Source organism: Micromonospora sp. SYSU B005, from assembly GCF_055362685.1.
This window is the reverse complement of the sequence record NZ_JAXCFU010000012.1, coordinates 140,122-160,749: the sequence shown is the minus strand read 5'-3', so window position 1 is coordinate 160,749 and position 20,628 is coordinate 140,122. Positions and strand designations below refer to the sequence as shown.

20 protein-coding genes are annotated in these 20,628 nt (G+C 72.4%); 12 read left to right on the top strand and 8 right to left on the bottom strand.

What is annotated here, in order from left to right; genetic code table 11:
* Nucleotides 1-441: 441 nt before the first annotated feature.
* The 4 genes from SM452_RS24345 (at nucleotide 442) to SM452_RS24330 (ending at nucleotide 4,709) form a co-directional block, all read left to right on the top strand.
* Nucleotides 442-903, top strand: coding sequence for a hypothetical protein (locus SM452_RS24345; RefSeq protein ID WP_355509738.1), 462 nt, complete (start codon nucleotides 442-444; stop codon nucleotides 901-903).
* A 127-nt stretch (nucleotides 904-1,030) separates the two neighbouring features.
* The gene (locus tag SM452_RS24340; protein ID WP_355509741.1) at nucleotides 1,031-1,732 is read left to right on the top strand and encodes a hypothetical protein; all 702 of its coding nucleotides are present in this window, start codon (nucleotides 1,031-1,033) and stop codon (nucleotides 1,730-1,732) included.
* 362 nt (nucleotides 1,733-2,094) lie between these two features.
* Nucleotides 2,095-3,936 carry an AfsR/SARP family transcriptional regulator gene (locus SM452_RS24335; RefSeq protein WP_355509744.1) on the top strand — a complete coding sequence of 614 codons (1,842 nt, stop codon included), beginning with the start codon at nucleotides 2,095-2,097 and terminating at the stop codon, nucleotides 3,934-3,936.
* A 71-nt stretch (nucleotides 3,937-4,007) separates the two neighbouring features.
* Complete coding sequence (locus tag SM452_RS24330) at nucleotides 4,008-4,709, top strand: AMIN-like domain-containing (lipo)protein (RefSeq protein WP_355509747.1); 702 nt, start codon at nucleotides 4,008-4,010, stop codon at nucleotides 4,707-4,709.
* A 12-nt stretch (nucleotides 4,710-4,721) separates the two neighbouring features.
* Here the strand turns inward: SM452_RS24330 and SM452_RS24325 are convergent, their stop codons facing one another.
* The 5 genes from SM452_RS24325 to SM452_RS24305 form a co-directional block, all read right to left on the bottom strand.
* Nucleotides 4,722-5,003, bottom strand: a complete 282-nt coding sequence (locus SM452_RS24325) for an SCO0607 family lipoprotein (RefSeq protein WP_262014320.1) — start codon at nucleotides 5,001-5,003, stop codon at nucleotides 4,722-4,724.
* A gap of 71 nt (nucleotides 5,004-5,074) precedes the next feature.
* On the bottom strand, nucleotides 5,075-5,350 hold the full coding sequence (locus SM452_RS24320; RefSeq protein ID WP_013287312.1) for a hypothetical protein: 276 nt from the start codon (nucleotides 5,348-5,350) through the stop codon (nucleotides 5,075-5,077).
* A gap of 47 nt (nucleotides 5,351-5,397) precedes the next feature.
* Nucleotides 5,398-5,829: a RusA family crossover junction endodeoxyribonuclease gene (locus SM452_RS24315; RefSeq protein ID WP_135241065.1), complete on the bottom strand. Its 432-nt coding sequence runs from the start codon at nucleotides 5,827-5,829 to the stop codon at nucleotides 5,398-5,400.
* 205 nt (nucleotides 5,830-6,034) lie between these two features.
* A complete protein-coding gene (locus SM452_RS24310; RefSeq protein ID WP_463840775.1) occupies nucleotides 6,035-6,277 on the bottom strand; it encodes a ribbon-helix-helix protein, CopG family in 243 nt (80 codons plus the stop codon).
* A gap of 41 nt (nucleotides 6,278-6,318) precedes the next feature.
* The gene (locus tag SM452_RS24305) at nucleotides 6,319-6,594 is read right to left on the bottom strand and encodes a hypothetical protein (protein WP_463840774.1); all 276 of its coding nucleotides are present in this window, start codon (nucleotides 6,592-6,594) and stop codon (nucleotides 6,319-6,321) included.
* A gap of 211 nt (nucleotides 6,595-6,805) precedes the next feature.
* Between SM452_RS24305 and SM452_RS24300 the strand changes: the two genes are divergently transcribed.
* The 4 genes from SM452_RS24300 to SM452_RS24285 are packed head-to-tail and all read left to right on the top strand — an operon-like array spanning nucleotide 6,806 to nucleotide 11,143.
* Nucleotides 6,806-8,089, top strand: a complete 1,284-nt coding sequence (locus tag SM452_RS24300) for an ABC transporter substrate-binding protein (RefSeq protein ID WP_355509754.1) — start codon at nucleotides 6,806-6,808, stop codon at nucleotides 8,087-8,089.
* The gene (locus SM452_RS24295; RefSeq protein WP_262014316.1) at nucleotides 8,086-9,087 is read left to right on the top strand and encodes a carbohydrate ABC transporter permease; all 1,002 of its coding nucleotides are present in this window, start codon (nucleotides 8,086-8,088) and stop codon (nucleotides 9,085-9,087) included. The genes SM452_RS24300 and SM452_RS24295 overlap by 4 nt, the downstream gene beginning before the upstream one ends.
* Before the next feature lies 1 nt (nucleotide 9,088).
* Nucleotides 9,089-9,925, top strand: coding sequence for a carbohydrate ABC transporter permease (locus tag SM452_RS24290; protein WP_135241062.1), 837 nt, complete (start codon nucleotides 9,089-9,091; stop codon nucleotides 9,923-9,925).
* A gap of 9 nt (nucleotides 9,926-9,934) precedes the next feature.
* Nucleotides 9,935-11,143, top strand: coding sequence for an ABC transporter ATP-binding protein (locus SM452_RS24285; protein ID WP_262014315.1), 1,209 nt, complete (start codon nucleotides 9,935-9,937; stop codon nucleotides 11,141-11,143).
* A gap of 230 nt (nucleotides 11,144-11,373) precedes the next feature.
* On the opposite strand, the gene SM452_RS24280 is transcribed toward SM452_RS24285, so the two are convergent.
* Both SM452_RS24280 and SM452_RS24275 read right to left on the bottom strand, forming a co-directional pair.
* Nucleotides 11,374-12,477 (bottom strand): winged helix DNA-binding domain-containing protein, encoded by a 1,104-nt coding sequence (locus SM452_RS24280; protein WP_262014314.1) that lies wholly within the window; start codon nucleotides 12,475-12,477, stop codon nucleotides 11,374-11,376.
* Between the two features lie 203 nt (nucleotides 12,478-12,680).
* Nucleotides 12,681-13,172: a GNAT family N-acetyltransferase gene (locus tag SM452_RS24275; RefSeq protein ID WP_262014313.1), complete on the bottom strand. Its 492-nt coding sequence runs from the start codon at nucleotides 13,170-13,172 to the stop codon at nucleotides 12,681-12,683.
* Nucleotides 13,173-13,257: 85 nt separating this feature from the next.
* On the opposite strand from SM452_RS24275, the gene wrbA reads away from it, so the two are divergent.
* Nucleotides 13,258-13,875 carry an NAD(P)H:quinone oxidoreductase gene (wrbA, locus tag SM452_RS24270; protein WP_120569050.1) on the top strand — a complete coding sequence of 206 codons (618 nt, stop codon included), beginning with the start codon at nucleotides 13,258-13,260 and terminating at the stop codon, nucleotides 13,873-13,875.
* A gap of 66 nt (nucleotides 13,876-13,941) precedes the next feature.
* Here the strand turns inward: wrbA and SM452_RS24265 are convergent, their stop codons facing one another.
* Nucleotides 13,942-15,861 (bottom strand): chorismate-binding protein, encoded by a 1,920-nt coding sequence (locus SM452_RS24265; RefSeq protein ID WP_355514132.1) that lies wholly within the window; start codon nucleotides 15,859-15,861, stop codon nucleotides 13,942-13,944.
* Nucleotides 15,862-16,120: 259 nt separating this feature from the next.
* Between SM452_RS24265 and SM452_RS24260 the strand changes: the two genes are divergently transcribed.
* The 3 genes from SM452_RS24260 (at nucleotide 16,121) to SM452_RS24250 (ending at nucleotide 20,599) form a co-directional block, all read left to right on the top strand.
* Nucleotides 16,121-17,491 (top strand): FGGY family carbohydrate kinase, encoded by a 1,371-nt coding sequence (locus tag SM452_RS24260; RefSeq protein ID WP_355514135.1) that lies wholly within the window; start codon nucleotides 16,121-16,123, stop codon nucleotides 17,489-17,491.
* Nucleotides 17,492-17,612: 121 nt separating this feature from the next.
* Nucleotides 17,613-20,180 carry a sensor histidine kinase gene (locus tag SM452_RS24255; protein WP_355514138.1) on the top strand — a complete coding sequence of 856 codons (2,568 nt, stop codon included), beginning with the start codon at nucleotides 17,613-17,615 and terminating at the stop codon, nucleotides 20,178-20,180.
* On the top strand, nucleotides 20,177-20,599 hold the full coding sequence (locus tag SM452_RS24250; protein ID WP_013287300.1) for a roadblock/LC7 domain-containing protein: 423 nt from the start codon (nucleotides 20,177-20,179) through the stop codon (nucleotides 20,597-20,599). Before SM452_RS24255 ends, SM452_RS24250 begins: the two co-directional genes overlap by 4 nt.
* Nucleotides 20,600-20,628 lie beyond the last annotated feature (29 nt).

Genomic DNA, 20,628 nt, shown 5'->3' with positions numbered 1-20,628 from the left:
ACAGACCGATCTCCTCGCCGGCTTCTTCGCCAGCACCGGCATGACCCTCGAACCCGAGCCACCGAGATAACTCGAACCTTGGCCTTTCAACCTCTGTAGTTGACAACTCTGGCTAGACCCGTCCCAGCCGTCGCCTCCCACATTCAGGGAGGCGACGGCTGGCGCGCGGGTCTCACGCCTTTCGCCGGCGGGCGCCGACGACCAGTCGTGTGCTGCGCAAAGAAGGTCCGCGGGGTGTCGGTGTGCAGGTGAGCAGCTCGTTGTCGGGTTCGGTATGATTGGTGCCATGCCCGCAGTGGCCGTGCAGCCTGGTAAATGAAGCGTGTCATGTCATCAACCGGCGCCGTCTCCAGTCGGGTCGAAATTGCCCGCCGTGTGGTTCGGATTTGCGTAACTTGGCTATAGAAACTGGAGGACCAGGTGCTACTCTGGGATCGTGAGATGCAGCCGCTGCGGGGTGAACTGCAGAATATTCAGCCTCCGCAAAGGCTCGCTCTTGCAATGACGGCGATGGAGTGGACCCGTAATGCAATGGGTCAGATCGAGGTAGAAGAAGTTCGCGGCTACCTGGATCGAGGTATGGCGGCCGGGCGCGAAGCAGTGGCCGCCGGTCGAGACAAGATCGAGCTCTCCGACGAGGTGCTCGACGAGTACGAGGATGTGCTGGATCTGGCGGAGGAGCCCGGTACCTCGCACATGATGTCGGCTCTGCTGGCGTGTGCCGACGCACCCGACGGCCTCACCGGCGAAGTCCTGTACGGCGTTCTTTCCTTTTGTTACGAAGGTCTTCTCGATCGAGAGGAAGTGCCGGAGTGGACTGAGGAGGCTGAGCGGGCGAATGCCAGGTGCGTGGAAACGATTGCTTTTCAGAAGAGGCTCGTTCGTGAGGCGATGCCGTACTGAGAGGATCACGGCACCCGAATCGCGGCTCTGCGGTCGCTTCGCTCCTCAGGTCCGGGGTGCCCAAAGTCCGTGACATGGGGATCCAACCCGAACCCTCGAAAGCCGAGTTGACGCAAGGGTGAGCTTCATGAAGGCCGTCACCACCGGTTCATGGGATCCCCAGCGGACGCTGGGGTTGTGCCGCGCCTTCATGGATGAGTGGATGGGTGGGGTCGAGGCCGGCGATGGCGTCTCGGCTGCTGAGTTGGAGGCTACCGAGCGCGCTCTCGGATTCTCGATCCCACCCCTCCTCCGGGATTTCCACGGTTTGTTGGGAAATAGACAGGACGCCTTGCGGCTGCAGGACCCGATGTTGAGACCTGACGAGTTCTACCTGGACGGTCCCGACATCCTGGTAATTCGCGAAGAGAATCAGGGAAGTGTGCTATGGGCTTTTCCCTGTGACGGCGGCCTGGATTCCGAGATGAAGTGGAAGGACGCCCATAGCGGTTCTGCGGCTCGCTGGCGTGACTACGGTCAACCACTCTCCGCGTTTTTGCTCGAAGCCGTCATCGGTGAAAGCATGTTCAGCGAATCGGTGCACACCGTCTACGGCTACCTGGATGAGGCGCGCTACCGCTCCCTGTCCGACTTGTTCAAACCCCTTGTCATTCCACCGCACGTCTACTGGCCCAAGCCGGAAGGCCCGCGAATGAGGTGGTACGGCGACGAGGGTGTCCTGGTCCGCGAGGAGGGCCACAACTCTGTCTGGGCGATGGGACAGACCCCGGATGTGCAGGGGTTCATGTCGATGCGGATCCCGGCCGACTGGGAGTGGTTGAACCTGTGAGTGACGGCTCGCGGAGGGGGGGCCGCCTGTCGAGGCAGCCGAGCCGACGTCGCCCCGGTTCCCCGATCTGCGTCGGCGCGACCTGTGCGCGGTGCTGAGGCGCGCCAGGCGGGCGGTATGTACGCTGCGGGGATGCCGGTACCGCGACGGGCTCGAGACCTCCGTGACCGGAACGGACGGCCTCTGCCTCCCGTCACCCGGCGTGATCAACCTGAAGCGTCCTCAGCGGTATTTCTGTTACCTCGACACACCGCCAACCACATTGACATTCATCACGCTTAATTGTCCGGTTCGACCCTTGTTGGCCGCGATCCGCACCCCTAGCGTGGGCTGCGCGTCTAGGGTTTACGGGGAGCGGCGCGATGGAACTTCAGATTCGGCTTCTGGGCACAGTGGAGCTGTGCGTCGACGGCGAGACCGTCACGCCCGGCGCGGCGAAAAGACGGGCCGTCCTGGCCGGGCTGGCGATCGAGGCGAACCACTCGGTCTCCCTGCCACGGCTGGCCCGGATGGTCTGGTCCGACCACCCGCCGACGTCCGCCACCGCCAACCTCCGTACCCACGCCGCCGGCCTGCGGCGCACGGTGGGCGACCGGCTGGTCGCCCGGCCGCAGGCGTACGAGCTGCGGCTGGCGCCGCACGAGCTGGACGTGACCGAGTTCCAGCGGCTGGCGGGGGAGGGGCGGTCACTGCTCGCGTCGGCCGACCCGGCCGGCGCGATCGACACGCTCACTTCGGCCCTGTCCTGGTGGCGGGGCCCGGCCGGCGACGGCCTGCCCCGGGGCACCGCGCTGGACAACAGGTGGGCCGCCCTCGACGAGCAGCGGCTCCAGGTCTTCGAGGAACTTGCCGAGGCGCGGCTGGCCGCCGGTGAACACGCCCACCTCCTTGCCGACCTGCGCGCGCACCTGGCCGCGCATCCGCTGCGGGAACGGGCCTGGGAGCACCTGATGCTCGCCCTCTACCGCTGTGGGGACGTGCCGGCCGCGCTCACCGTCTACCGGGACGCCCGGGCCGTCCTCGACGAGCAGCTCGGCCTCGAACCCGGCGCGGAACTGGCCCGACTGCACCGGGCGATGCTGGACCGCGCGCCGGAGCTGTCGTACGTCGAGCCGCAAGGCGCTGTCGTGACCGCCTCGGCGCCGGTCGCGGATCTCCGTCCCGCCGTCGGCTGGGTGGTGCCACGGGAGCTGCCGGCGGACCCGCTCACCTACGTCGCACGTACCGGGGAGACCGCTGACGTGGTGGCGGCGGTGACCGCCGAGACCTCGGCCGCGGTGGTCGTCACCGGCGCCCCGGGCAGCGGCAAGACCACCCTCGCGGTACGCGCCGGGCATGCCGTTTCCGCCCTGTTCCCCGACGGGCAGGTCTTCGTGGACCTCGGGTACCGGACCGCGGTGACGGCGGGGGAGGTGCTGGCCCGGGTGCTGCGCGCGCTCGGCGTGCCGGCCGCGGACGTCCCCGAGAGGACCGACGAGCGGGCCGGCTGGCTCCGCTCGCTGGTGGCCGGCCGCCGGGTGCTGCTCGTCGTCGACGGGGTCACCCGGGCGGCGCAGGTGCGTCCGCTCCTGCCCGCCGGTCCCGGCCCGGCGCTGATCACCGTGGCTCAGCGGCACCTCGGCAGCCTGGACGGCGTACGCCGGGTGGCGCTGCGCCCGGTCGGGAGCGCGCAGGCCCGCGACCTGCTGGCCACGCTCGCCGGCCCGGAGCGGCTGGCCGCCGAGCCGGCGGCCACCGCCGACCTGGTGCGGATCTGCGGTGGCTCGCTGCTCGCCCTGCGCATCGCCGGGGCCCGGCTGAGCCGGCGGTCCGGCGCGTCGGTGTCCACCCTCGTCGCCGAGCTCGGCGACGGGCGGGGCCGGCTGGACCTGCTGGCCTACGAGGACCTGTCGGTACGGGCGAGCCTCGCCACCGGCGTGGCGGTGGTCCGCTCCGACGACGAACTGGCCGGCCGGATGCTCGAACTGCTCGCCGCGCGGCCGGGCACGCCGGTGCACACCGCTGCGGATCAGCTCGGTGTCTCCCCGCAGCGGGTGCACCGCGCCCTGGACGATCTGGTCGACGCGCACCTGGCGCAGCGGGACCGGCACGGCGACTACCGGCTGCCGACGCTGGTGAGCGACTACGCCGCCGAACTGGCCGCGGTGGGCCACGTGTCCGTCCGCGAGGCGGCCGGGCAGCGATTCGACCCGCGCGCCGCCTGACGTCGAGACCGGCGCGGAATCGGGGTGGGACGCCTCTGGTGCGTGAGCCGGTCACGGAGCGACACTGAGTCATGACTCCTCAGCGCGTACCGCTGCTCGCCGGCCTGGTCGTGCTGCTCGCGGCGGCCTGCACGGCGACCGGCCACGACGGCGCGTCCACGGCGCCCACCCCGACGGTCGCGGCGGCGTCCGCGCCGGCCGCCACCGGGACGCCGGAGGCCACGCCCACCCCGCCGGTGCCCACCGAGGCCGAGCCGGTCGCCGGGTCATGGCACGCCACCTGGGGCTGGGCGGTGCCCGGCGGCCCGGTCCGGGTGGCCCATCGGGTACGGGTGCCGGTCGCCCCGCCGCCCGGGGAACCGCTGCCCGTCCTGGTGGCGATCGACGTCGGCGACCACCCGGTGGAGGGGTTCAGCCGGATCACGTTCGCCTTCCGCGGACCCACACCGTCCTACGAGGTCGCCTACGTGCCGCAGGTGGTGACCGAGGGCCGCGGGGCACCGGTCACGCTGCCCGGCACCGCGTACCTGTCGGTGCGGTTCGACCCGGCCCAGGCGCACGACGCCCGCGGCGGCGGGACGGCGGACCTGCCACCGGCGGCGATCCGCTTCCCGACGCTGCGCGGATGGGCGGTGGCCGGCGACTACGAGGGCCACCTCAGCTTCGGGCTCGGCCTGCGACCGCCCGACGGCGGCCGGCTACCGGTGCGGCTGGGGGAGGCCGACCGCCCGGACGGCACGCACGTCGTCTCGGTCGACGTTCGGCGAAGCTGACGCGGGCCCGCGTCAGCGGTCGATGACCCTGTTGTCCTCGTCGATGCCGTGGGTGCGCCAGTAGACGTCCCACTCGTCGTCGACGTACTTCGGCACCTTGCCCTCCGGGTAGCGCACGTACGGCGGGGACGGCTCCTGGCCGTCCGGCACGCAGGAACTACCGCCCTGCGGACCGACCGCGATCACCGGGTACTCGTCGCTGCCGCAGATGCTCTGCCGCAGGGAGCAACCGGTGGTCGCCATCAGCCCGGTCAGTCCGAGCACGGCAAGAACGATCATGATTCGAGTTCGCACGGGGAGAATTCTCGCCGCCCCGGGCGGACCCGCCATCGGTACGCGTACTCAATTCCGGGGTAGCCCGGGGCTCAGGTCAGCTCGCCCCGCACGATCGCCACCGCCACCCGGCAGAACTCGTCCATGTCCGGCTGGAAGCCGGCCGCGATGTCCGGGTGCAGGCCGGAGCGGGTCTCGTCGAGCAACCGACGGCAGACGTCCTCCACCGGCTCGCCGGCGTAGCCGGCGCGGACCCGGTCGGCGGCCGCCTGCAGGGCCGACGTCAGCTGATCCTCCAGCGGGCCGCGCAGCTTCTGCTGCACCGGATCGAGCCCGCTCGGGTCGAGCGTGACATGTGGCTCCGACATCGGCACTCCCTTCGTCGGCGTCCGCGGTACCCCACCGCGGACGTCGGTCAAACCATCGTCGGTACGGCCGACACCCGGACCAGATACGAGAACTCCTCCGCCGGCTCCTCGACGTACGACAGCCGGCGGATCTGCCGGTCGTCGGACCAGAGCGCGACGTCGACCAGCACCCCGAGGTGGGCGAGACCGATGGAGGAGACCCGCTTCTTGTCCTGGAGCACCGCGCACACGCCGCCCAGCAGCGTGCTGGCGTCGGAGGTGCGGTGCCCGGGGGGACAGCGCAGGGTCAGGTCCACCTCGACCGGACCGGTCAGCGGGGTCCACCCGGTGCGCTGGGCCGCCGTGCAGGCGGCCTGGAGCAGGGTGCGGACCCTCGTCGCCTGCCGGTGCCCGGCGGCGAAGATGGACAGGGCCTCGGTCTTGACCGGGGGCAGGCCGCTCACCTCGAACGTCAGGGCGAGAGCGCGGGTGTCCTGCACGACGGCACCTCCTCGGGGGGAATCCTGCCCAACCGGGGAACGCGCGCACGGCACTTCCCGTCAGAACCAACCGATCGGGCGGGCGATGGGGGACGGCCGGAGGCGCATCGGCGTCGACGGCGACGCGCCGGCTACGGAGCTAGGGAAACGCTAGTCGAGCCGGCTGACGCTGGGTAGCCTCCCTGCTCACTGAGTGGGACGGCCGTCAGGCCGCCTCGCCGGTGTGCCGAGCCAGGTATTCGTCGATCGCCCTGCGGATCAGACCGGAACGCCCGCCCTTGTCGTTGCCGGCCAGTTCGTCGAGCCGCCGGACGATCGTCGAGGGAAGTCTGACGCCGGTCACCACCATCGGCACGATCTCCGGCGCAGGCGCGGGTCCGAGATCAGGTCCCCGGGTCGCTTCCCTCAGGAGCTCCGAGATGTCGCCGCCCCGGTCGAAGTAGGCCACCAACTCCTCACGGCTCATCGTCCGCGGATCGCGGTCAGCGCTCATCGCGTTCCCTCCATCCACTGTTTGACCTCATCGGGAGTGGCCGGCCGAACGGCCAGGATCCCGTAGCTGTCGACCTTCCCGATCCGTTCGCAGAGCACCATGATCACCCGGGCGGAGTCCGCCAGACCGGCTACGGCGAGCAGCAGGCTCCCGATGTGGTTCTCGATTCGTTGGGGTGAGTAGAGCGCCTCGATCGCCTCCTGCTCAGAGACGTCGTGGCGGGCGGCACTCACCTTGCCGGCGTCGGTCCACGCGTACTCGCGTTCCAGCACAGGGAGAGCGTACAACGCGTAAAACGCTGATGGTGAGCGGCGCGCGGGCGCCGTCACATGTCCGTGATGTTTCGCTCCGTCGCAGGTCGGGCACGTTCAGCCGCACGACACGCCCGGGGCGTCGGGCGATCGGGCCGATGCCCCGGTCGTCTCGCCGTGCGCCGGGGCACGGGTCACCCCCCGGTTCTTCGCCGATGAGAGGGGGAGGGTGATGACGACAGTCCCCGACACGGCCGCACGGCGGCCGGCCGGACGCGCGGCGGCGGCAGCCGCCGCGCTGGCGTTGGTGGCCCCGCTGGCCGCCTGCGGATCCGGCGGCGACGGCGGCGTCCCCACGATCAACCTGTACTACCCGCCGGAGCAGAACCTGCAGAAGGTCGTCGACACCTGCAACACGCAGGCACAGGGGCGGTACCGGATCGACTACCGGGTGCTGCCGCGCGAGGCCGACGAGCAGCGGGTGCAGATGGTGCGGCGGCTCGCCGCGCAGGACAGCGGGATGGACGTGCTCGGCCTGGACGTCACGTGGACCCAGGAGTTCGCCAGCGCGAAGTGGATCCGGGAGTGGACCGGCCAGGACAAGGCCGAGGTCGAGCAGGGCACGCTGGCCGGCCCGCTGGACACCGCCCGGTACGAGGACAAGCTCTACGCCGCGCCCAAGAACACCAACGTGCAGCTGCTCTGGTACCGGTCCGACCTGGTGTCGCAGCCGCCGAAGACCTGGGACGAGATGATCTCGGCCGCCCAGCAGCTCAAGGAGCAGGGTAAGCCGTACCAGGTGCTGACCATGGGCGCCCAGTACGAGGGCCTGGTGGTGCTCTACAACACGCTCGCCGAGAGCGCCGGCGGCAAGATCCTCAGCGACGACGGCAAGAAGGCGGAGATGGACGCCGGCGCGGTCCGCGCGCTCGACCAGCTCCAGAAGTTCGCCACGTCGGGCGTGACCTCGCCGTCGTTCAGCAACGCGCTGGAGGACCCGGTGCGGCTGGAGTTCCAGTCCGGCAAGGGCGCGTTCCAGGTGAACTGGCCGTTCGTCTATCCGGCGCTCCAGGAGGCCAACCCCGACCTGGCGAAGAACGTGAAGTGGGCCCGGGTGCCGGGCATCGACCCGGGCACCCCCAGCAAGGTCACCATCGGCGGGGTCAACCTGGCGGTCAGCACGTACTCGAAGCACCCGGAGGAGGCGTTCGAGGTGGCACGCTGCCTGCGCAACGCCGAGAACCAGAAGTTCTCCGCCGTCAACGACGGTGTGCCGCCGACCATCGAGGCCGTCTACGACGACCCGGAGATGACCGAGGCGTACCCGATGAAGGAGACCATCCTGGAGGAGCTGAAGGAGCCGGCGGTGCGCCCGCTGACCCCTGCCTACCAGAGCATCTCCACGGTGATGTCGGCGATCCTGTCGCCGCCGTCGGCGATCCGGCCCGAGCAGACCGCCGACGAGCTGCGCAAGGCGATCTCCGACGCGCTGGAGTCCAAGGGGGTTCTGCCATGAGCGTGAACGCCACCCCGGCCGGCGCGCAGGCCGCCGCCGAGGCCGATGCCGAGCAGCCCGGCGGACGGCACGCCGCCGTACCGGAACAGCGGTCCCGGCGCGGCTCCCGCGCCCCGCTGAGTGACAACAAGCGCGCCGAGCGGCGCCTCGGCCTGCTGCTGTGCGCGCCGGCCGCGCTGGTCATGGTGCTGGTCACCGCGTACCCGATCCTGTACTCGGTCTGGCTGTCACTGCAGCGCTTCGACCTGCGCTTCCCCGACGAGCGGCAGTTCGTCGGCCTGGAGAACTACGTCACCGTGCTGACGAACGACTTCTGGTGGACCGCGTTCGGGGTGACCGCGCTGATCACCGTGGTCACCGTCGCGGTCGAGCTGGTGCTCGGCATGGGCCTGGCGCTGATCATGCACCGGACGCTCGTCGGCCGCGGCATCGTCCGCACCGCCGCGCTGATCCCGTACGGCATCGTCACTGTGGTCGCCGCGTTCTCCTGGCGGTACGCCTGGACGCCCGGCACCGGCTACCTGGCGAACCTGTTCGACGGCAGCGCCCCGCTCACCGAGCGGGCCAGCTCGCTGGCGATCATCATGCTGGCGGAGATCTGGAAGACCACCCCGTTCATGGCGCTGCTGCTCATGGCCGGGCTGGCGCTGGTGCCGGAGGACCTGCTCAAGGCGGCCTCCACCGACGGCGCGACGGCCTGGCAGCGGTTCACCAAGGTGATGCTGCCGGTGATGAAGCCGGCCATCCTGGTCGCGCTGCTGTTCCGCACGCTCGACGCGTTCCGGGTCTTCGACAACATCTTCGTGCTCACCAACGGCGGCAACGAGACGTCGTCGGTGTCGATGCTCGCCTACAACAACCTGATCCGGGGCCTGAACCTCGGCATCGGCTCCACGATGTCGGTGCTGATCTTCATCACCGTGGCGATCATCGCCTTCGTGTTCGTGAAGCTGTTCGGCACCGCTGCCCCGGGCAGCGACGATGGGGAGAGGCGCTGACATGGCAGTGGAAACCACCACGCGGGCGAAGGTGCGCTGGGGCCTGCTGGACGTCGTGGTCGTCGTCTTCGCGCTGGTCCCCGTGCTCTGGATCGCCTCGCTGTCGTTCAAGACCCCGGCCACGCTCACCGACGGCAAGTTCTGGCCGCGCGAGTGGACGCTGGACAACTACCGCACCATCTTCGACACCGACCAGTTCGTCCGCGCCCTGGTCAACTCCATCGGCATCGCGCTGATCGCCACCGCGATCGCCGTGGTGCTCGGGACGATGGCCGCGTACGCGATCTCCCGGCTCGACTTCCCCGGCAAGAAGCTGCTGGTCGGCGTCTCCCTGCTGATCGCGATGTTCCCGCAGGTGTCGCTGGTGTCGCCGCTGTTCGAGATCGAGCGGCAGCTCGGGCTGTTCGACACCTGGCCCGGACTGATCCTGCCGTACATCACGTTCGCGCTGCCGCTGGCGATCTACACGCTGTCGGCGTTCTTCAAGCAGATCCCGTGGGACCTGGAGAAGGCGGCGAAGATGGACGGCGCCACCCAGGGGCAGGCGTTCCGGCGGGTGATCGCGCCGCTGGCCGCGCCCGGCGTGTTCACCACGGCCATCCTGGTCTTCATCTTCTGCTGGAACGACTTCCTGTTCGCGATCACGCTCACCTCGACCGAGCGGTCCCGCACGGTCCCGGTGGCGCTGCAGTTCTTCACCGGCGAGTCGCAGTTCGAGGACCCCACCGGGGCGATCTGCGCCGCCGCCGTGGTGATCACCGTGCCGATCATCCTGTTCGTGCTCTTCTTCCAGCGCCGCATCGTCTCCGGTCTGACCTCCGGCGCAGTCAAGGGATAGGTGGTAGCAATGGCCGACATCGTGCTGGACAAGGTGAGCAAGCGGTTCCCGGACGGGACCACCGCCGTACAGGACGTCGACCTGGAGATCGCCGACGGCGAGTTCGTCATCCTGGTCGGCCCGTCCGGCTGCGGGAAGTCCACCACCCTCAACATGATCGCCGGGCTGGAGGACATCAGCTCCGGTGAGCTGCGCATCGGCGGCGAGCGGGTCAACGACAAGGCACCCCGGGACCGCGACATCGCGATGGTCTTCCAGTCGTACGCGCTCTACCCGAACATGACGGTGCGGGAGAACATGGCGTTCCCGCTGCGGCTGGCGAAGATGGACAAGGAGACCATCAACCAGAAGGTCGACGAGGCGGCGAAGGTGCTGGAGCTGACCGCGCTGCTGGACCGCAAGCCGGCCAACCTGTCCGGCGGCCAGCGGCAGCGGGTGGCGATGGGCCGGGCGATCGTCCGCCAGCCCAAGGCGTTCCTGATGGACGAGCCGCTGTCGAACCTGGACGCCAAGCTGCGGGTGCAGATGCGCACCGTGGTGTCGCGGCTGCAGAAGCAGCTCGGCACCACCACCGTCTACGTCACCCACGACCAGACCGAGGCGATGACGCTCGGCGATCGGGTGGTCATCATGCGGGGCGGCGCGGTGCAGCAGGTCGGGCCGCCGCAGGAGCTGTACGACCACCCGCGCAACCTGTTCGTCGCCGGGTTCATCGGCTCGCCCTCGATGAACTTCGTGCACGCCGTCGTGGAGGACGGCCGGCTGCGGACCGCGCTCGGTGACGTGCCGGTCGGCGACCGGATCCGCCGCGAGCTGGAAGGCGGCGACGCGCCCCGCGAGCTGATCCTGGGCATCCGCCCGGAGCACTTCGAGGACGCGGCGCTGATCGACGACGAGACCCGTCGCCGGGGCATGGAGTTCGAGGCGCCTGTGGACATCGTCGAGTCGATGGGCTCGGACAAGTACGTCTACTTCACCGTCGAGGGGGAGCGGGCCACCGCCGCCGAGCTGGAGGAGTTGGCCGCCGACACGGGTGCCGCGGACTTCGCCGGCGCCGGGTCGAACCTGGTCACCCGGCTGTCGGCGGAGTCGCCGGTACGCGAGGGCGAGTCGCGCCGGGTCTGGTTCAACCTGGAGAAGATCCACCTGTTCGACCCGGGCAGCGGCCGCAACCTGACGCTGCACGAGGGCCGGTCGGCCGGAGCGCTCGCCGACTGATCCCTGGATGCGTGCGAAGGGCCGGTGGTGCACGCCGCCGGCCCTTCGGCCTTGCCACGCTCTGCTCTCCCTTCCCTCGCCGCCCGGCCGAACCGGTGAGTGGAACGCCATGGGTGCCTCGGCGCGGTTTTGACACCCATGGCGTTCCACCCGACACGGGCGCGGGGGAGCAAGAGGGAAGCCGCGCAGCACCAGAGAAGAAGAGGAGAGGTACGGCGGGAGCCCTCCGCTCACCACGAGTGGCGCAACTCCAGGCCCAGGAAGCGGGCGTACGTGGTCAGGGCGGCATCGACCCGGGAGCGCAGCGCGGCGTCGAACGGCACGAGCTGCTGCACCTTCACCGTGACCGCCTTCGCGCCGATCGTCCGCGTCCAGGTGCCGGCCACGCGCCCGCCCCGCACCACAGTCGACCGGAACACCCCGTTGTTGCCGGGGACCACAGCGGCGGCGTGCGCCGGGTCGAGCATCAGCGAGCGGTCCTTGAAGCCGAGCAGGTATTCGTCGAAGCCGGGCAGCGTGTGCAGGTCGTCGACCGGCGCGCGGGGCGCGTCGAGCAGCGCGGCGTCGACCACCGCGGGCTCGCCGTCGACCTCGACCGGGGCGAGCAGGTCACCGGCCAGCGTGATCGCCCGGGTCGCGTCGGTGACGGTCAGGCCGGTCCACCGCGCCAGCTCGTGCCGGCTCACCGGGCCGTGGCCGCGCACGTAGCGGTGCGCCAGCAGCGCCAGCGCCTCGTCGCGCTCCGGGCGGCGCGGTTCGGGCGCCCACTCGTCGAGCAGGGCGAACGTCTGCTCGGTGCCGACGTGCGGCGCGATGCAGGTGACGCCGCGCTGGCTGGCGTACCAGAGCAGGTGGTAGCCGCGCTGACCGTCGGTGGCCAGCCCGGCGGCGCGCAGCGCCGCCACGCACGCGGCGCGGGAGAGCCGGCCACCGCCGGCCAGCGCCGCACCCAGCACCTCGCCGGCCCGTTCGCCGTCGGCGACGGTCAGCCCGAGCTGCCGCCACCGCCCGGCGATGCCGGCCAGCGTCCGCACCCCGGTCAGGTCCAGCATCCACCGTGCGTCGCGTGCCGGGACCAGATGCACGGTGCCGCGCATCGGCCAGGTGCGCAGGGCCTCGCGCCGCTCCAGCGCCGCGCGGACGTCGTCCTGGGTGGCGCCGGGAAGGCGTACGCCGAGCGACCACAACCCGCTCGCCGCGTCCTGCGCCTGCATGGCGCCGAACCACTCGACCACGTCGGCGACGCCCCGCGGGCGGGCGGCGGGGTGCGGGCGCAACAGCAGGCCGGTCATGCGTAGCGCGAGCGCCTCGGCGCGGTTGAGGCGTACGGTCACGGGCGTCAGCGTAGGCCCGGGGTACGACAGTGCCGCCCCTGATCGCGCTGCGCCGGCGGCGCTGCCGACATCAGCGCGATCCCCCGTTCAGGTTCCCGGCGCGGGGGCGGCCGCTGCGGCCGGCGCCGGTCCGATCAGCATCCCGTGTGAGCTGGACCGGGACAGCGATTGCCGGCGGAACTTGCGCAAATCTTGAGCCACGCTCAGTCCAGGCGCCGGTGCATGACCAGCAGATCGACGTACCCCCGGGTGGGGTGCCGGAAGCCCTCCGGCACCCGGCCGATCACCTCGAAGCCCAGCGACCGCCACAGCTCGACGGCCCGGGTGTTCGTCGCCACCACGGCGTTGAACTGCATGGCCCGGTAGCCGTCGGCCCGGGCCGCGTCGAGCACGTACGCCGCCAGCGCCCGGCCGACGCCGCGCCCGGCGGCGGCCGGGGCGACCATGAACGAGGCGTTCGCCACGTGGTCGCCGGGACCGCCCTGGTTCGGCGCCAGCTTGGCCGAGCCGAGCACCGCGCCGTCCGGCGCCGCCGCGACCACCGTCCGCGCCGGCGCCGGCGGCATCCAGAGCCTGCGGGCCTGCTCCTCCGTGACGTCGCGGGGCCAGGTGTACGTCTCGCCGGCCGCGACGATCTCGCGCAGGAACGGCCAGATGAGCGGCCAGTCGGCGGGCGTGGCGGTGCGGATCTCCACCCGGAGAGCATGCCACGCCCGGAGTTTGACGGAACAAGTAACGGGTAGTCGCCGGAGCTGACCCGAAACGAGGAGGGAACGTCTGATGGATGGCCAGGTCAAGGTCGCGGTGATCTATTACAGCGCGACCGGCATCACCTACCAGATGGCGCAGGCGGCTGTCGAGGCGGCGGGGGAGGCCGGCGCCGAGGTGCGTCTGCGCAAGGTACGTGAGCTGGCGCCCGACGAGGCGATCCGCTCCAACTCCGGCTGGCAGGCACACCGGCTGGAGACCCAGGACGTGATGGAGGCGCAGCCGGACGACCTGTCCTGGGCCGACGTGATCATCATGGGTTCGCCGACCCGGTACGGCATGATCGCCGCCCAGCTCAAGCAGTTCATCGACACCACCGGCCCGCTCTGGGCGGCCGGCGCGCTCGCCGACAAGGTCTACAGCGGGTTCACCTCGACCGCCACGTCGCACGGCGGCCAGGAGGCGACGCTGCTGTCGCTGTACACGGTCTTCTACCACTGGGGCGGCATCGTGGTGACCCCCGGCTACACCGACCCGAGCCAGTTCGTCGCCGGCAACCCGTACGGCGCCTCGCACACGAGCAACAACGGCGAGGTCGCCCCGGACCACGTGGCACTGGCCGCCACCGCGCTGACCGCCAAGCGGGCCGTGCTCATGGGCGCCGCGCTGAAGCGGGGCATGGCCGGCTGACCCGACTGGCGACCGGTGGCCGGGCGGGGGCTCTCGAACCCGCCCGGACCACCGGTCGCCAGTGCCCTACCCGCGATCGGCCGCTCCATGCGCGCTCAGCGCCGGCCGGTCGAGCAGGTGCCCGAGCAGGTCCGCCAGGACCCGCGTGCCGTCCTGGCTCAGCACCGACTCCGGGTGGAACTGCACCCCGGCGAAGCCCGCGCCGCGCAGCGCGTGCACCGCGCCGTCGGCCGGATCCCGGGACACCTCGACCGGGCCGTACGGTCCGGCGACCCGGTCGGCGGCGGCGCGGGCGGTGAAGCTGGCGTAGAACCCGACCCGCCGCGTCGTCCCGAACACCGGCACGTCCCGCGGCAACCCCTGGTACGGCGCGTCCCGGCGGTGCAGCGGCAGGCCCAGCAGCCCGGCGAGCAACTGGTGGCCCAGGCACACCGCGAGCGTCGGCCGGCCGGACGCGAGCAGCTCGGTCAGCAGCGCACGCAGCGCCACCATCTTCGGCGCGGTCGCGTCCCGCGGGTCACCCGGGCCGGGGCCGACCACCACCAGGTCGTAGCCGTCCAGCGGCCCCGGGTCCGGCCAGTCCCGCCGGGTCACCGCCAGGCCCAGCGCGCCGAGCTGGTGGGCCAGCATGCCGGTGAACGTGTCCTCGCCGTCGACGATCAGCGCCCGGCGCCCGGCCAGCCCTCGTAGCGCGAGCGCCCCCGGTTCCCGCTGCTCCAGCCAGAACCGGGCCAGCGGGGCGTTGCGGGCGGCCAGCGCGGCGCGTACCTCGGGGTCGTCGGCGTACCGGACAGCCGGTTCGGTGGCCGAGTGCGGCGCGTCCGGGCCGAGGCCGAGCGCGGCAAGCACCCCGGCGGCCTTGGTGTGCGTCTCGGCGACCTCCCCGGCGGTGGTGGAGTGCCGGACCAGCGTGGCGCCGACCGGCACGCGCAGCGCGCCCTCGGGTGAGATCTCGGCGGTACGGATCAGGATCGGCGCGTCCAGCGTCTGCCGGCCCTGCTCGTCGCGGCCCAGCAGCGCGAGCACCCCGGCGTAGTAGCGCCGGCCGGCGCGCTCGTGCCGGGCGATCACCCGGCAGGCGTTCTCCATCGGGCTGCCGGTGACGGTCGGCGCGAACATGGTCTCCCGCAGCACGTCGCGCACGTCCCGGGAGCAGCGCCCGGCCAGCAGGTACTCGGTGTGCGCCAGGTGCGCCATCTCCTTCAGGTACGGCCCGACCACCTGGCCGCCGCGCTCGGCGACCACCGCCATCATCTTCAGCTCCTCGTCCAGCACCATGTACAACTCCTCCACCTCCTTCTCCTCGTGCAGGAAGCGCAGCAGCTCAGCCCGATCGACGGTCTCGCCCCGGTGCCGGAAGGTGCCGCTGATCGGGTTCATCTCGACCAGTCCGTCGGCGACGCTGACGTGCCGCTCGGGGCTGGCGCCGACCAGGATCCGGGTGCCGGTGTGCACCAGGAACGTCCAGTACGCGCCCCGCTCGCGCAGCAGCAGCCGGCGCAGCGCGGCCAGGCCCGCCGCCAGCGGGTCGCCCTGCACCGTGGCGCGCATGGTGCGGTGGATGACGAAGTTCGCGCCCTCGCCCCGGCCGATCTCGTCGGCAAGCACGCGTTCCACGATCGCCGCGTACTCGTCGTCGGCGATGTCGAAGCCGGCGTCGCGGGTGCGTACCTCGGCGTCGGGCAGGTCGTCGAGCAGGTCGGCCAGCGGTATCCGCCGGTGCTCCTGCACCGTCAGGAACTCCAGCGGCAACCCGTCGTCGACGCACTCGAATCCGCGTTCGGTGACCTGCCGGAACGGCACCAGGGCCAGCGTGTGCGGACCGGCGCCGTGCTCGGGCAGCGGCAGGTCGGCGAGCAGGCCGGCGGTGCGTACCGGGCCGGTGAACAGGTCGACGTGGTCGGTGCCCTCGCGGCGGACGAGCGCGAACGGGCCGGGGTCGCGGCCGGCGGCGACGGCGGCGATCGGGTCGGACGGGCGGGTCATCGGGTCTCCTCGGTGGGCCGGTGGCCGCCGGTGAAGGCGACCCGGGATGCCGGGAGAGACCGGCGGCCGCCTCGTCGGGCGGCCGCGTGGGGAAGCTACGCGCGGGGATGGGCCGCCGGGTCGGCGGGCCACCAGCAGGACAGGTGCGCGGGCATGACGGTCACTGTACGCGACCGGCGGGAGCCGGGGAACCCGATCGCGCGGCACCGGGTACGGATCTTGGCGTGGCCGCCGGTCCCGCCGGGTAGGTTGACCGGCGATGGACATTCTCGCTCTGGACCTGGGCACCTCCTCGGTGCGCGGCCTGGTGCTCGACGCGGACGCGGTGCCGCGCCCGGGCGCGCTGGCCCGGCGGCGGGTGCCCCTGGTCACCGGCGACGACGGCAGCGGGACGCTCGACGGCCCGGCCTACCTGGCGTGCCTGATCGAGTGCGTGGACGAGCTGGCCGCCGGTGGGCACCTGCGGGACGTCGACCTCGTGGCGACCTCCGCGCAGTGGCACTCGGTGCTGCCGCTGGCCGCCGACGGTACACCGTCGGGGCCGGTGCTGACCTGGCTGGACACCCGGCCGGAGCCGCTTCCCGGTGCGACCGGGCCGGCCGACCCGGACGACTTCCACCGGCGTACCGGCACGTGGTGGCACCGCTGCTACTGGTCGGTGCGGCTGCCCTGGCTGCGCGAGCGCGCCGACGGGGCCGCCCGCTTCACCGGGCTCACCGAGTACGCGCTCGGCACGCTGCTCGACGAGGCGCCGATGTCCATCTCGCTGGCCTCCGGCACCGGGCTGCTCGACCTGCGGCGCCTGGACTGGGATCCGGAGGCGTGCGAGCTGGCCGGCGTACGTCCGGATCAGATGCTGCGGCTGGCCCCGGACGGCTGGCACGGCCGGCTGAACGCGGCGTACGCGCGGCGCTGGCCGCAGCTGGCCGGCGCGCGGTGGGCGCCGCCGGTCGGCGACGGCGCGGCCGCGAACGTCGGCTCGGGCTGCGTCGACCCGACCCGCGCGGCGGTGACGGTCGGCACCTCGGCGGCGGTCCGCATGATCCAGGCGGTGCCGGCGGGCGCGGCGCCGCCGCCGCTGCCGGAGCAGCTCTGGCGGTACCGGGTCGACCACAACCACGTGGTCACCGGCGCGGCGTACTCCAGCGGCGGCAACCTGTTCGCCTGGGCGGCGCGCGAGCTGCGGCTGCCGGAGGGCCGGGAGCTGGAGATGGCGCTGGACCGGTCCGCCGCCTCGGTACGCGCCAATCCCCGCTTCGGCGGCGACCGGCCACCGGGCACCGCCCCGGCGGGCTCGGGGGAGCTGCACGGGCTGAGCTTCGGCACCACAGCGGTCGACATCCTGGCCGGGCTGATGAGCGGCCTGTGCCGGCTGGTCGCCGACGACCTGACGCTGCTGGAGGCCGGTATCGGCGAGCCGATGGAGGTGGTCCTCGGCGGTGGGGCGCTGACCGCCTCGCCGTGGTGGCGCGGGGCGTTCCTCGACGTGCTCGCGCCCCGCCGGGTGTGCTGGCAACGCAACCCGGAGATCGGCGCGACCGGCGCCGCGCTCATCGCGCTGGGCCGGGTCGCGGAGGCGGACGAGATCGCCGGGATCGGCCGGACGGACGAGGCCGCCTCGCACGCGTGACCGTCCACCCGAGGCGCTGACCGTCCTGGTCATGCCGTCCGGGCGGCCGTTGACACCGACCGACGGCCTGATTGGATGGACTCCGCTCCCCGACGTGGTGGGGCGGGACGAGGAGGCAACCGTGGGCGCAGGTCCCGACCCGGTTCGCGGCGCGGCCCCTCAGCCGCACCGGCGGCGTTCCGGGTTCCGGCTGCGGGACTGGCGGATGGGCACCAAGCTCGCCACGGTGCTGGTGATCCCGTCGCTGGCGTTCCTGGTCCTGGCCGGCATCCAGACCCGGGGCCTGGTCGGGCAGACCACCACGCTGAGCGCCTTCGCCGAGCAGGTCGGGATCGGCCGGCAGATCTCCACCGCGGTGGACCGGCTCCAGCACGAGCGGGACCGCACCGCCGGTGAACTGGCCGCGCTGCGCCGCGCCGGCACCGGCGCCGACCGGGACGCCGCTGTCGCCGCACTCCGGCCCCTTCAGGAGGCCGCCGACCGCGCGGTGGCCGAGCTGCGGGACGCGGCCGCGCCGCTGGCCGACGCCGACGCCGCCTGGCGGGTCTCCTACTCCGAGGCACTCGAGGCGTACGACCAGGTGGTGAACATCCGCGCGGCGGTGGCGCCTGCCGTGCTGTCCAGCGACACCGTGCTGAGCAACTACCACAGGTCCGTCGCGGCGCTGCTGAACCTGCTGGCCGAGCCGACGCCCGGCAGCGGCCGGCAGGAGCTGACCGAGGCGGTGCTGCGGTACGTGCAGATATCCCGGGTCAAGGAGCTCTCCTCGCGCATCCGCGCGGAGCTCTACGCTGCCGCCCGGTCCGGCCGGTACGAGGCCGACGACCCGGTGACGCTCAGCGACCTGCGGGCCCAGCAGCTCACCGCGCTGGGCGCGTTCCGGGTCGCGGCGACCGCCGACCAGATCCGCCGCTACGACCGCACCTCGGTCGACCCGGCGTTCGTCGCGGCCACCCGGATGGAGGAGCGCACGCTGCCCGGCGGCGGCGACGCGAAGCCGGCCCTGCTCGACGCGACCCAGTGGTGGGCGGCCAGCGAGCAGCGGCAGGAACTGTTCCGCCAGTTGGAGAGCGACATCGTCGCCGACGCGGTACGCCAGGCCGACGACGCCAGCGCCCGCCAGCTGCGCGACACGCTGCTGGTGGCCGGCGCGATCGCCACGGTGCTCCTGTCCGCGGTGCTGATCTCGCTGCTGGTCGGCCGGTCGGTGGCGCGCGGCATGCGGCAGCTGCGCGGCCAGGCGCTGCGGATCGCGCAGGTGGACCTGCCGTTGACACTGCAACGGCTGCGCACTGTGGACCGGCCGATCGGCACGATCGACGTACCGCCCGCGGTGATCGACTCGCAGGACGAGATCGGCGAGCTGGCGGAGGCGTTCGTGGCGGTGCACCGCAGCGCCGTCGACGTCGCCGTCGAACAGGCGATGATGCGGCGCAACGTCAACGCCATGTTCGTCAACCTGGCCCGGCGCAGCCAGGTGCTCGTCGAGCGGCAGCTGGAGCTGCTCGACGATCTCGAACGCGAGGAGAGCGACCCGGACCAGCTGGAGAACCTGTTCAAGCTCGACCACCTCGCCGCCCGCATGCGCCGTAACGACGAGAGCCTGCTGGTGCTCGCCGGCACCGAGTCGACCCGGCGGTGGAACCGTCCGGTGGGCCTGGGCGCGGTGCTGCTGGCCGCGAGCGCGGAGATCGAGCAGTACCAGCGGGTACGCCACGAGAACCGGACCGACCTGCACGTCGTCGGGCACGCGGTCGGCGACCTGGTGCACCTGTTCGCGGAGCTGCTGGAGAACGCCACCGCCTTCTCCCGCCCGGACACCGCGGTGCGGGTGGTGGTCGAGCCGGACGGCCGGGGCGCGCTCGTGCAGATCGTCGACGAAGGGCTGGGCATGAGCCCGTCGGCGCTGGCCGAGGCGAACGCGGTCCTCGCCGAGCCACCAGCCGCCGACGTGTCGGCCTCGGAGCGGATGGGCCTGTTCGTGGTGAGCCACCTCAGCGCCCGGCACGGCGTACGGGTGCGGTTGAGCGCCGGCCGGGAGGGCCTGGTGGCGCGGGTGCGGATCCCGGTCGAGCTGCTGGCCGAGGCGCCCGCGCCGGAGGCGGGCCAGCCGGCGCCGGGCCGGCTCGTGCGCGGGCCGGAGCCGCAGATGCTCACCGGTCCGGTCGCCGCGTCCGGCGCGCTCGCCGCGGCCACCGCCGAACTGCCGGTGGCCGGCTGGCGTCCGGCGCCGGGCCGGCCCGCCGCGCTGCCGGTGTCCCCGCTGACCGGCCGGCCGCTGGGCGACGGCACCGACGCCGCGGCCACCCCGCCGCCGGCCGCCGCGCCGGTGCCCGCGCCGCGTCCCCGCCCGGGACGGGCCGAGGACGTGCTGACCCCGGACGCCGGCGCGGCGGCCGGCGGGTGGTTCAGCCGGCAGGGCCCGGCCTCGTCCGCGCTGGGTGTGACGCCGGCGCCGGCGGCGACGCCGGTGACCGGAGGGACGAACGAGCGGGGCCTGCCGGTACGCGTGCCGATGGCCCAGCTCACCTCGGCCGCCCCGGCCGACCGTCCGGTGGTGCGGCACGAGCCGGACCCGGAGGCGGTCGGTGGCATGCTGTCGCGTCTCTACAGCGGGGTACGGCGGGCCGAGGCCGAGGAGACCACCGAGATGTACCTGCCGCGCGATGAAGGAGGACGACGACAGTGACGACGTTGAGCCAGGAGGCACGCGACCTGAGCTGGCTGGTGAACGCGTTCGCGGAGCGCGTTCCCGGGGTGGCGCACGCGGTGGTGGTGTCCTCCGACGGGCTCCTGGTGGCGATCTCGGCGCACCTGCCGCGCGACCACGCGGACAAGCTCGCCGCGGTGACCTCCGGCCTGATGAGCATCACCGCCGGTGCGGCCCAGATGTTCGACGGTGACGTCGTCAAGCAGACGGTGGTCGAGATGGGGCGCGGCTACTTCCTGGTCATGCAGATCCGGGACGGCTCGATCCTGGCCACGCTGGCCGGGGCGGACGCGGACATCGGCGTGGTCGGCTACGAGATGGCGCGGCTGGCCAAGCAGGCGGGCGAGATGCTCACCCCGGCGCTGCGCGCCGAACTCCAGCAGGCGCTGCCGCGCTGATCCGCAGCCGGCGCGTGCGTCCGGCCGGC